Raw genomic sequence first — 12,418 nt, 5'->3', positions numbered from 1 at the left:
TAAGGAAATTATATTTTGTATAAATTGATATATAAATTTTTCAATAAAAAAAGACAATCACTAAGGATTGTCTTGATTTCAAATAATTAATTATTTGTTTAAGTTGTAGAAACTGTGGATACCTTTGTATTCTGCTTGGTCGCCAAGTTGATCTTCGATTCTCATCAATTGGTTGTACTTAGCAATACGGTCTGTACGACTCATTGAACCAGTCTTGATTTGACCTGCGTTTGTAGCAACAACAAGGTCAGCAATTGTTGTATCTTCTGTTTCACCTGAACGGTGTGATACAACGGCTGTGAATCCAGCTTCTTTAGCCATTTCGATAGCTTCGAATGTTTCTGTAAGTGTACCGATTTGGTTAAGCTTGATAAGGATTGAGTTTGATACTCCCATATCAATACCCTTCTTCAAGTAGTCTGTGTTTGTAACGAACAAGTCATCACCAACAAGTTGTACTTTCTTACCAAGAGCCTTTGTAACTTTTTGCCAATCTTCCCAGTTGTTTTCGTCAAGTGGGTCTTCGATTGTGATAACTGGGTACTTTTCAACGATTCCGTCAAGCAAGTCGATGAATTCGTCAGTTGTTAAGCTGGCACCATTTTCGCCTTCACCCTTAAGATCGTATTTACCAGTTTCTGTGTTGTAGAATTCTGATGAAGCACAGTCAAAACCAATAGCAACGTCGTCGCCAGGTTTGTAACCAGCTTTTTCAATAGCTTCAACCAAAATCTTGAAAGGAGCTTCGTTATTTTCAAGGTCAGGAGCAAATCCACCTTCGTCACCAACAGCAGTGTTTAGACCACGGTCTTTAAGAATTGACTTAAGTGCTTGGAAAGTTTCTGAACCCATACGTACAGCTTCGTGAACTGATTTTGCACCAACAGGTACGATCATGAATTCTTGGAAGTCAACGTTGTTATCAGCATGCTTACCACCATTGATAACGTTCATCATAGGTGTTGGCAATACGTGAGCATTAGGGCCACCAAGGTATTCGTACAATGGAAGACCTAATTCATCAGCAGCAGCACGTGCAGCAGCTAGTGAAACACCTAAGATAGCATTTGCACCAAGGTTACCCTTGTTTTCTGTACCATCAAGGTCGATCATTGCTTGATCAATAGCTCTTTGATCAGTAACGTCCATACCAACAATCTTCTTAGCAATCTTGTCGTTAACGTTAGCAACGGCTTTAAGAACACCCTTGCCACCAAAACGTGATTTGTCGCCATCACGTAATTCAACAGCTTCGTGTTCACCAGTTGAAGCACCTGATGGAACGATTCCACGGCCAAAGCCGCCTAATTCAGTATATAGTTCAACTTCAACAGTTGGGTTGCCACGTGAATCAAGAACTTCACGGCCTAAAATATCAGTAATTACAGACATATTTTAAAAATCTCCTTTATGATTTTAATACAAACTAATTTTAACCTTTTTATCGCTTAAAATAAATATCTTAATTAAGATTATTATTTATTAAAGTTAACTAATGCTAAGAATGATTCAGGATCCATGCTGGCACCACCAACAAGTCCACCATCGATATCTTCTTTAGCCATTAATTCTTTAACGTTAGCAGGTTTAACTGAACCACCGTAAAGAATACGTACTTTATCAGCAGTATCAGCATCATACAAACTAGCAATCTTTTCACGGATTACGTGAACCATTTCTTGTGCTTGATCGCTTGTAGCAGTCTTACCAGTACCGATAGCCCAGATAGGTTCGTAAGCGATAACTGATTTAGCTAAGTCTTCAGCAGAAATACCTTTAACAGCATTTTCGATTTGACCAGTAACCCATGATTCAGCCTTGCCAGCTTCACGTTGTTCTAGTGTTTCACCACAACAAATGATAGGTAGCATGTTGTTTCTAAGAATAGCATGTGCCTTCTTGTTGATATCTTCGTCAGTTTCACCGAAGTATTGACGTCTTTCTGAGTGGCCAATGATTACATAATCAATGCCCATATCTGAAAGTGCCTTTGGTGAAGTTTCACCAGTAAATGCACCAGCGTCTTCAAAGTAACTGTTTTCAGCAGCTGTCTTTAGTGGTTCGTCTTTTGAGAACCATGTAAGAGCGTTTAAGTCGATTGCAGGAGCACCAATGATAGCTTCTACGCCAGATTCTGGCAACTTACCTTTGATAGCTTCTAGAAATTCTTGGGTTTCTTGAGGATTTTTGTTCATCTTCCAGTTACCCGCAATAATAGGTGTACGCATAAATTTAACACTCCTTAGATTATTTGTCAGAAATTGAATCAATACCAGGCAATACTTTACCTTCTAGATATTCAAGTGAAGCACCACCACCAGTTGAGATGTGTGTTAGCTTATCAGCAATACCAAGACTCTTAGCAGCAGCAGTTGAATCACCACCACCAACAATAGTAATAGCATCTGATAAGTCGCCCATAGCACGTCCAACTTCTAGTGTACCTTCAGCAAACTTGCTCATTTCGAATGCACCCATTGGTCCATTCCATACAACAGTCTTAGCACCCTTTAGAGTGTCTTGGAATAATTTAACTGTCTTAGGTCCGATATCAAGAGCCATTTCGTCATCAGGAATATCAACACCATCAGTAGTTGTAGCATCAGCATCATTTGAGAATTCTTTAGCAACGATGTGGTCTACAGGAAGAACAATCTTGTCGCCTGCTTTTTGAAGGAGGTCTTTAGCAAGTTCAACTTTGTCTTCTTCGAACAATGACTTACCAATCTTGTGGCCTTGAGCGGCTAAGAATGTGTATGCCATACCACCACCGATAATGATGTGGTCTGATTTTGGAATTAGATGTTCAATAACACCGATCTTATCTGAAACCTTTGCACCACCAAGAATTGTAACGAATGGGTGTACAGGATTGTCAACGGCATTACCTAAGAATTTGATTTCTTTTTCCATCAAGTATCCAGCAGCAACTGGCTTACCAGCAGCCTTCATAGCTGTTGAGATACCAACGTTTGAGGCATGGCTTCTGTGAGCTGTACCAAAAGCGTCGTTGATAAATACGTCACCAAGTGATGCCCAGTATTCACCAAGTTTTGGATCATTCTTACTTTCGCGTTTACCGAAATCGTTGTCGATATCTTGGAAACGTGTGTTTTCCATCAATAGAATGTCGCCATCTTTTAGTTCGTTGATAGCATCTTCAAGTTCTTTACCTTCGTTAGTTGGTACGAACTTAACTGACATACCACTTAATTCTTGTAACTTTTCAGCAACTGGCTTCAATGACAAAGCTTTCTTGTCTTCATCACTCTTGATACGACCCAAGTGAGATAGCAAGATAACCTTTCCACCATGTTCTGATACATATTTAATTGTTGGGATAGCACCAACAATACGGTTTGTATCGCCAACAACACCATCTTTAATAGGAACGTTGAAATCTACACGCATAAGAACTTTCTTGTCTTTTACGTCAACGTCAGAAACGATAAGTTTTGCCAATATATAAATCCTCCAATATTTTCCTTAAAAAAAAGCGGAAGGAGTTTCCTCCCTCCGCCAATTTAAATCGCTAAATTAGGTTTTATCTTAACTTAGATACTAGTTAAACTAATGAATTAGTTTAATGTAGCAAATTTTTCAAGTGTACGAACCATTTGTGCAGTAAATCCTGATTCGTTGTCATACCAAGCAACAGTCTTTACAACTTGACCTGCACCTGAACCAACAACTTGTGTTTGTGTTGGGTCAAATACTGAACCAAATGATGTACCGATGATGTCTGATGAAACAATTTCGTCATCATTGTAACCGAATGAAGGGTTATTTTCTGTATATTTCTTAACAGCAGCGTTAACTTCGTCAACTGTAACTTCCTTGTCGAAAGTTGCAACTAATTCTGTAAGTGAACCTGTGATAACTGGTACACGTTGTGCATGTCCATCAAGCTTACCCTTAAGTTCTGGAACAACAAGGCCAAGAGCCTTAGCAGCACCAGTTGAGTGAGGGATGATGTTAGCAGCAGCAGCACGTGCAGCACGAACATTACCTTTACGTTCTGGACCATCTTGAAGTTTTTGTGTAGCTGTGTATGCGTGAACTGTTGTCATTGTACCAGCTTTGATACCGAATTCTTTGTTTACGGCATTAGCTAATGGTGCAAGACAGTTTGTTGTACATGAACCAGCTGAAGCGATCTTAACGTCATTTGTAAGAATGTCGTCGTTAACACCGTAAACAACTGTAGGCATAGCACCTGATGGAGCTGAGATCAATACACGTTTTGCACCAGCATCGATGTGAGCTTGTGCTTTTTCTGTTGATGTGTAGAAACCAGTACATTCAAGAACGATGTCAACACCGTCGTTGCCAACCCATTTAAGGTCTGCAGCATTCATTTCAGCATATACAGGAATAGTCTTACCGTCAACGACGATTGAGTTTTCTGTAGCACTGATCTTGTCAGCCATGAAGTTACCATGAGCTGTATCATACTTCAATAGATGTGCAAGCATTGCAGGTGATGTTAAATCATTGATTGCAACAACTTCCAAATCAGTTTTACCTTGTGCTTGAAGATCAGCAATACGACGGAATGCCAAACGACCGATACGTCCAAATCCATTAATACCAACTTTTGTAGTCATACAAAAATTCCTCCTTCAGGAAATTAAAAAATATATTTTTAAGGGTTATCCCTTAAAATCAGTTTTGAGGCACCTTCATCAGTAATAAGTACTGTATGAGCAGGTGCATTTTTCATATACGATTGAATTGCGTTAGCCTTTTCAGAACCACCGGCAATTGCAATCACATATTTAATTCTATCAAGGTCCCGGACATGAAGTCCAATCCTAGGTACCTTATATACAAGTCTACCACTTTGATCGAAGAAATCACCAAAAGCTTCAGAAACAGCACCACGTTCTACGATGTTCATTTTTTCTTCTCGTGACAAGTTTCTGCGATCAGCCATAATACTTGCGGAGCCAATGCTGTGAATAACAACATCACTCCTATATATTAAATCAAGTACCGACTTAATTGAAGCCTCTTTTTGAAGAGATTCAAAACTTTCTTCACTAATATCTTCTGGAAGATACATAGCACGGTACTGACCTTGAGTTTTATCCGCCATTTCAGCACAGACACTGTTAGCTTGAATCTCAACCGACTCACCTACACCACCTCTGGCAGGTAGAAAAATCAGTTTTCTATTCTTAGATAAGTCTGGTGAAAGGTTTCTAGCAACTCTTGCTAATGTTCTTCCACCCGTAACGGAAATAAGCGCTTCTCCGGTTGGAAGAATTGAACCAAGTAATTGATTCAAACGTCTACCAAATGAATCAACTACACGGTGTTGTTTATTAGAATTACCCGGTAATACAATACAACGGGAAATTCCTAACTTCTGACTAAGCTGTTTCTCCAGAAGTGCAACACCTTGATAATCAGCTAACATCTTACCAAGCTGATCCGTCACATGACTTCCATTTCTCGTAAGAGACATCCCTGACTTAGATGAAACAATTAATCCTTGCTTCCTAAGTAAGTCCGTTTCTGTACGAAGACTTCTTTCAGTGACATTAAGGTCATCAGCGAGAGTTCTGCGTCCCACCGGCTCCATTAACGATATGTTCTGAAGAATCATAAATCGCTTTTCCACAGTTTTAATGAAGTCTGGGGCAATTAAATCAAGCAATTCTAAATCTTCATTATTAGTCATTTGATATACTCCGTGGGGCAGCTATCGTCCCTGTATGTCTGTTTACGACCCATATACTCAAAAAATAATAGCTCAGTCGAACCATTGATCTCCTAAGCACACTGATTATTATAACTGGTATTGTGATTATTTCAAGTAATATCCTCCAAAAACCTCCAACTTTGTGAATCTTTTTTTAACAATTTACATTTGGTACATGAATGCGATAAAATTAATATCGTACTTGCGCCGCTAGTGTAATGGATCGCACACAGGATTCCGGTTCCTGGAATGTGGGTTCGACTCCCACGTGGCGCATTTTTTTGTACCTTATTTTTTGTTGGAGGTCATCTGATGAATATTTCAAAATTCAAAAATAGCGATAAGCTTTCTTCAAATGAAAAACAGGTTTTACAGTTTCTACTAGATAACAACAGTACTGCATTAGACCTTGGAGTACGTGGCGTGGCAAAAGCAAATTATACCTCTACCTCAACTGTGATGAGACTCGCACAAAAGCTGGGCTATTCTGGATTTGTGGAAATGCACTATAGAATTGCTGAATACATAATGAAAGATACCCCTGTTAAACAACCATCCACAGAGTTAAACAACATAATGGTAGAAACAACCGAAAAATCACTTAAAGAATTTGCTGAATTAATTTCTGAACAAGAAGAAAAGTTTATTTATATCTATGCAACAGGGTTCTCAACAACTGTAGCAGAATATTTTTATAAAAAGTTATTAATACTTGGTAAAAAATGCTTAATATCAACTGGTGGTGATTCAATCGGGGTATTTGAAAATAATCTTAACAATATTGGATTATTAATAGTAGTTTCTAAATCAGGTGAAACTAAACAGGTACTTGATAAAGTTAAAATGGCACAAGATGAAAATATTGAGGTGATCGGAATCACAGGAAACAAGGATAGTTCCATAAACTATGTCGCCAATCTGCCTATTACTTGTAAAGACGACTATCCACTAGACGATTACAATCAGTTTTCAAATGATTTTTTCCCAAATATACTACTGCTTTTTGAACATGTTATATGCCTTTATGAGCGCCTTTAATTCAAGTAAGACGATATCCACTTCAGATATCGTCTTTTTTTGTACTCTGAAACAAGTTTCTTTGTCGAGTAACTTGTTTCCAAACTCTATAAAAGCGTTTTCACAAATTGATTTTTCCGATATACTCACTATGAACTCAAGTAAAGGAGATGTTACACAATATGAAAGAAAAAGTTATGAACGGATTACAACGCTTCTCAAAAGCAATGTTTATTCCGGTTCTTATTCTTCCAATCGCCGGTATCTTAATAGCTATCGGAAACATTTTTACAAATGTAAAACTGCTAGAAGCAGTACCATTCTTGAATAACCCAATCACTACAGGATTTGGTGCTATTTTATCCGGATCACTGGTCTCAATTCTAACTAATCTAGGGGTTATTTTCTGTGTTGGTTTAGCCGTTGGATTAGCAAAGAAGAAAAAAGCTGAAGCAGGATTCACAGCTTTACTAGCATTCTTAGTATTTATTAATGCAATGAATAAATTTATGGATTTAAATCACCTATTGAATACCTCTAAAGATTTACAAGGAACTGGTCAAACAATGGTTCTTGGTGTTCAAATCTTAGATATGGGTGTGTTCTTGGGTATTATTTTAGGAATTATTGTTGGAATCGTTCATAACCGATTCGTTGATACTGAATTCAAAAGTGCATTTCAAATTTATGGTGGATCAAGATTCGTCTTTATTGTAATTATCCCTGTAACCGTAATTTTAGCAATTGCACTTACCTACATCTGGCCATTCATTCAAGCTGGAATTTCCAGTATGGGAGGATTCATCAGACAATCTGGTAATTTTGGATTGTTCCTATATGGATCACTTGAAAGATTACTTATTCCTACTGGATTACATCATCTAGTTTATACACCATTTTTATATACATCACTCGGTGGAACAGAAACAATTGCCGGACATGTCTATGAAGGCGCAAGAAATATTTATTACGCTGAAATGGCCAATCCATCAATTCATCTTCTCTCCAAATCAGTTATTTGGGACGCAAGAGGAATTTCAAAAATGTTCGGATTAATCGGTGCATGTTTAGCCATGTATCAAACTGCTAAGCCTGAAAACAAAATGAAAGTTAAGGCTATTTTGATTCCAGCTGTAGTTACATCCTTCTTGGCTGGTGTAACAGAACCAATAGAATTCTCATTCATGTTCCTAGCACCATTGCTTTTCGTCGTTCATGCTGCCTTATCAGGATTAAGCATGGTAGTTCTTAATATACTTAACGTTAGAGCGATTGGTCCCAATGGATTTCTAGACTTCTTACTATATAATGTCCCACTTGGAGTATCCAAAACCCATTGGCCAATGTACATCGTAGTTGGTATTGCATTCTTCTTCATTTACTACATTACCTTCAGAGTCCTGATACAGGCATTTAATCTTAAAACTGTTGGACGTGAAGACGACACTAAAGACGTCAAGCTATATTCTAAAAAAGATTATAAAGAAAAAGACAAAGCACCTGATAAAAAGATTTCTGTCAAAGGAAACGATGAAGTACCTGCCGGTTTAATTATTGAAGCACTCGGTGGTGAAGATAATATTGAAAGTGTAACAAACTGTTATACAAGATTAAGAACTGTACTAAAAGACCCTTCACTTGTTGATGAAGAAACTTTAAAAAATGATACTGGTGCTAGTGGCTTAATTATCAAAGGAAATAATGTACATGTGGTATATGGATTAACTGTTACCGCTGTTAGAAAAGCAGTCGATGAGGCACTTGGAATATCAGACATGGATGCTGAAATCGAATAAAAGGAGAAAATTAATCATGAAAAAACATTCAATCTTAATCGCCGGGGGCGGAAGCACATTTACACCAGGAATCGTAATGATGTTACTAGATAACATGGATAGATTTCCAATTGATTCATTAAAGCTTTACGACAATGATGAAGAAAGACAAGCAAAATTAGGACGTGCATTAAAAATTGTTTTAAATGAAAAAGCACCCCAAATTGAATTCAAATACACTACTGATCCTGAAGAAGCTTTCACAAATGTTGATTTTGTCTTTGCACATATTAGATCTGGTAAATATCGTATGAGAGAACTTGATGAAAAGATCCCTCTTGCACATGGTGTTGTAGGTCAAGAAACTTGTGGACCTGGTGGTATTGCTTATGGTATGAGAAGCATTGGAGACATTATTGAACTGATCGATTTTATGGAGAAGTACTCACCCGATGCTTGGATGCTTAACTACTCCAATCCTGCAGCAATTGTAGCTGAAGCTTGCCGTGTTCTTCGCCCAGGTTCAAGAATTCTCAATATTTGTGATATGCCTGTTGGTACCCTCAGAAGAATGTCACAAATTGTCGGATTGACACCAGAAGATTTAGAAGTTAAATATTTTGGACTAAATCATTTTGGGTGGTGGACAAGCGTAAAGGATCACAAAGGACATGAATATCTTCCCGAGATTAGAGATTACGTTGCTGAACACGGATACTTAACAAAAGTTGAAGTTGACACTCAACACATGGATGCTAGCTGGCAAGCAACTCATAAAAAAGCAAAAGACTTATTAGCTATCGACCCTAGATTCCTACCCAACACCTATTTGAAATATTACTTATATCCTGATTATGTTGTTGAAGAATCTGATCCTAACTACACACGAGCAAACGAAGTAATGGATGGACGTGAAAAAAATGTTTTCTCTGCTGCACAACGAATTGTAGATGCTGGTACATCTGCAGTCGGTGAATTCAACATTGATAGCCACGCTTCATTCATCGTCGATTTAGCACGTGCTATCGCCTTCAATACTCATGAACGTATGCTTCTAATTGTTCCAAATAATGGTGCCATTGCAAACTTTGATGATGACGCAATGGTTGAGGTTCCATGTATCGTTGGTAATGATGGACCTGAACCACTAGCACAAGGAAATATTCCTATGTTCCAACGTGGAATGATGTACGAACAAGTTACAGTCGAAAAATTAGCTGTACAAGCATGGATTGAACATGATTATCAAAAACTATGGCAAGCATTATCATTATCAAAAACCGTTCCTAGTGCACAAGTAGCAAAAGAATTGCTTGATGATCTTATCGAAGCCAATAAAGAATTTTGGCCTGAATTAAAACGCCCCGACAAGAAATATGGACTTATTTCTGAAGTTGGTGAAGAAGAACCAGTTTAAGGAGAATTCATAATGATCAATTTATTCAAATCCGCTAAAAAGCTTAATATCGAGGCACCTATTTCTGGCAAAATAATTCCTTTAGAAACAGTCAGTGATGAAGTCTTTGCTCAAAAAATGATGGGTGAAGGTATTGCAATCATCCCCAATGATAGTCAAATTGTTAGTCCAGTTGATGGAATAGTTGGAATGGTCGCTGATACGAAACATGCACTTGGAATAAAAGCAAAAAATGGATTAGAGATTGTTCTTCATCTCGGTATAGACACAGTTGAACTAGATGGTTCTCCATTTACAATTTCAGTAAACGATGGAGATTCCATTAAGGCTGGTCAACCGTTAGCAACAATGAATATCGAAGAAATAAAATCCGCTGATAAAGACCCAGTTGTTATGACGCTTATAACAAATTCATCTGTAAAAGTTAAAGAATTAGATATTGCTTCAGGTAACATTAATAATTCAGAAGTTGTTGCAAAGATCACATTAAATTAATCTGAGTAGAAAAAGTCCATCTCATACGAGGTGGACTTTTTTCTATACTATTTAAATTGCCTGACTTATTTCCTTTGAATACTGTGCTAAATCTTTGCTTTTATCAACAATCTCAACAACAGCACTACCAATAATTATTCCATCAGCTAATTCTGACAGATCTCTTGCTTGCTGAGCTGAGTGAATGCCAAATCCAATTGCTATTGGAACATCGGTCGTCTTTCTTATTTCTTCTATAGTACTTCCTAGTTCGCTAGAGAAATCTTCACGTTTACCAGTAACTCCCATTGAAGAAACCATATAAATGAACCCTTCAGCCTGTGATGCAATCATAGAGATACGTTTACCTGAAGTAGGTGCAATTAATTGAATTAGTGAAATACCATATTGCTCAGTAAACTCTTTTAACTCGCCTTGCTCTTCGAATGGTAAGTCAGGAATTACCAATCCACTGATATCTAATTCATGACATTTATGACAGAATTCTTCATAACCATATTTATAAACAATATTAGTATAGGTAAGAAAGATAATCGGTATCGTGGTTGATTCTCGTATTTTGGCTACAATATCAAATACTACCTCTGTATTGACCCCTGCATCAAATGCACGCAAATCCGCTGCTTGAATAATCGGTCCATCAGCAACCGGATCAGAGAATGGAATACCAAGTTCAATAATATCTGCGCCATTATTAGCTAAAGTAAGAACGTTTTGAACCGTAGCATCAAAATTCGGATCATCAGCCACTACGAATGGGATGAATGCCTTTTTATTATGAAATACTTCTTCTAATTTATTCATCAATATCTCTCCCCCTGTACTTAGCAATCGAAGCGACATCCTTGTCACCACGTCCTGATAATGTACAAATAATAATCTTATCCTTTGACATTGTTGGAGCTAGTTTTTGAACATAGGCTACTGCATGGCAACTTTCAATTGCAGCAATAATCCCCTCTGTCTTAGCAATATATTCAAAGGCATCAACTGCTTCATCATCAGTAATACCAACATACTTAGCTCGTTTGGTAATTGCCAAATGTGCATGTTCTGGTCCAACTCCCGGATAATCAAGTCCAGCTGAAATCGAATAAACCTTATCAATTTGACCATCCTTGTCCTGCAAAAACAGTGACTTCATCCCATGAAATATTCCGGTTGTTCCACGTTCAATCGTTGCTGCGGTCTGATCAGTATCCACACCTTTTCCAGCAGCTTCACAACCGATCAATTGAACGTTCTCATCATCAATATATTGTGCAAAACTACCAATGGCATTACTTCCACCTCCGACACAGGCAACTACAGCATCTGGCAAACGTCCCTCTTCTTCTAATATCTGTTGCTTAGATTCTTTACTGATCACACTTTGAAAATCATGTACCATCTCTGGAAATGGATATGGACCAACAGCTGAACCCATAACATAAAATGTGTCATCAACACGTTTTGTCCATGCTTGCAAGGCGGCATTCACTGCGTCTTTGAGAACCATCGACCCAGTTGTTACCGGGTGAACTTTGGCACCTAATAATTCCATACGATAAACATTCAATTTTTGTCGGTCAGTATCCATCTTTCCCATATAGATTTCACATTCCATACCGAAAAGTGCAGCAATTGTAGCTGTAGCAACACCATGCTGACCAGCACCAGTTTCAGCAATCAACCTAGTTTTGCCCATACGCTTGGCGATCAACGCTTGCCCAATAACATTGTTGATTTTATGCGCACCTGTATGGTTTAGGTCCTCACGTTTAAAGTAAATTTTGGCACCGCCTAGATCCTCAGTCATGTTCTTCGCATAATATAGAAGTGAAGGTCTATTAGCATAATCACTTAATAATGTATGCAACTCATCTAAGAAGTCAGGATCATCTTTGTATTTGTCATAAGCATCTGATACCTCATTCAAGGCTGTCATTAAGGTTTCCGGAATAAATTGTCCACCGAATTCACCATAGTAATGTGACTTTGTATCTGTTCTTTGCATTTCTTTCATAT

At 37.9% G+C, this 12,418-nt stretch carries 11 protein-coding genes and 1 tRNA gene; 5 read left to right on the top strand and 7 right to left on the bottom strand.

Annotated features, from left to right (window positions below; genetic code table 11):
- Positions 1–90: 90 nt before the first annotated feature.
- The 5 genes from eno to EKM66_RS00910 form a co-directional block, all read right to left on the bottom strand.
- Positions 91–1,392: a phosphopyruvate hydratase gene (eno, locus tag EKM66_RS00930; protein ID WP_125760736.1), complete on the bottom strand. Its 1,302-nt coding sequence runs from the start codon at positions 1,390–1,392 to the stop codon at positions 91–93.
- An 83-nt stretch (positions 1,393–1,475) separates the two neighbouring features.
- On the bottom strand, positions 1,476–2,228 hold the full coding sequence (gene tpiA / locus EKM66_RS00925) for a triose-phosphate isomerase (protein ID WP_125760734.1): 753 nt from the start codon (positions 2,226–2,228) through the stop codon (positions 1,476–1,478).
- A gap of 19 nt (positions 2,229–2,247) precedes the next feature.
- Positions 2,248–3,462 carry a phosphoglycerate kinase gene (locus tag EKM66_RS00920; protein ID WP_125760732.1) on the bottom strand — a complete coding sequence of 405 codons (1,215 nt, stop codon included), beginning with the start codon at positions 3,460–3,462 and terminating at the stop codon, positions 2,248–2,250.
- Positions 3,463–3,578: 116 nt separating this feature from the next.
- Positions 3,579–4,607, bottom strand: coding sequence for a type I glyceraldehyde-3-phosphate dehydrogenase (gene gap, locus EKM66_RS00915; RefSeq protein WP_125760730.1), 1,029 nt, complete (start codon positions 4,605–4,607; stop codon positions 3,579–3,581).
- Between the two features lie 38 nt (positions 4,608–4,645).
- Complete coding sequence (locus EKM66_RS00910) at positions 4,646–5,686, bottom strand: sugar-binding transcriptional regulator (protein WP_125760728.1); 1,041 nt, start codon at positions 5,684–5,686, stop codon at positions 4,646–4,648.
- A 225-nt stretch (positions 5,687–5,911) separates the two neighbouring features.
- On the opposite strand from EKM66_RS00910, the gene EKM66_RS00905 reads away from it, so the two are divergent.
- The 5 genes from EKM66_RS00905 to EKM66_RS00885 all read left to right on the top strand — a co-directional run bounded on the left by EKM66_RS00905 (position 5,912) and on the right by EKM66_RS00885 (position 10,411).
- A tRNA-Arg gene (locus EKM66_RS00905) sits at positions 5,912–5,983 on the top strand.
- A gap of 36 nt (positions 5,984–6,019) precedes the next feature.
- Entirely contained in the window at positions 6,020–6,745 is a 726-nt protein-coding gene (locus tag EKM66_RS00900; RefSeq protein WP_164504999.1) for a MurR/RpiR family transcriptional regulator, read from the top strand.
- Positions 6,746–6,906: 161 nt separating this feature from the next.
- Positions 6,907–8,520 (top strand): PTS transporter subunit EIIC, encoded by a 1,614-nt coding sequence (locus EKM66_RS00895; protein WP_125760724.1) that lies wholly within the window; start codon positions 6,907–6,909, stop codon positions 8,518–8,520.
- Positions 8,521–8,536: 16 nt separating this feature from the next.
- Complete coding sequence (locus EKM66_RS00890) at positions 8,537–9,916, top strand: 6-phospho-alpha-glucosidase (RefSeq protein WP_125760722.1); 1,380 nt, start codon at positions 8,537–8,539, stop codon at positions 9,914–9,916.
- 12 nt (positions 9,917–9,928) lie between these two features.
- A complete protein-coding gene (locus EKM66_RS00885; protein ID WP_125760720.1) occupies positions 9,929–10,411 on the top strand; it encodes a PTS sugar transporter subunit IIA in 483 nt (160 codons plus the stop codon).
- Between the two features lie 51 nt (positions 10,412–10,462).
- Here EKM66_RS00885 and trpA read toward each other — a convergent pair whose 3' ends face one another.
- Both trpA and trpB read right to left on the bottom strand, forming a co-directional pair.
- Complete coding sequence (trpA, locus tag EKM66_RS00880) at positions 10,463–11,215, bottom strand: tryptophan synthase subunit alpha (RefSeq protein ID WP_125760718.1); 753 nt, start codon at positions 11,213–11,215, stop codon at positions 10,463–10,465.
- Positions 11,208–12,416, bottom strand: a complete 1,209-nt coding sequence (gene trpB / locus EKM66_RS00875; RefSeq protein ID WP_125760716.1) for a tryptophan synthase subunit beta — start codon at positions 12,414–12,416, stop codon at positions 11,208–11,210. The genes trpA and trpB overlap by 8 nt, the downstream gene beginning before the upstream one ends.
- Between the last annotated feature and the right edge of the window lie 2 nt (positions 12,417–12,418).

Origin of the sequence: Companilactobacillus hulinensis, from assembly GCF_003946555.1 — a bacterium.
Classification (GTDB): domain Bacteria; phylum Bacillota; class Bacilli; order Lactobacillales; family Lactobacillaceae; genus Companilactobacillus; species Companilactobacillus hulinensis.
The sequence above is the reverse complement of the archived record's forward strand: the minus strand, read 5'-3'. Positions and strand labels throughout refer to the sequence as shown.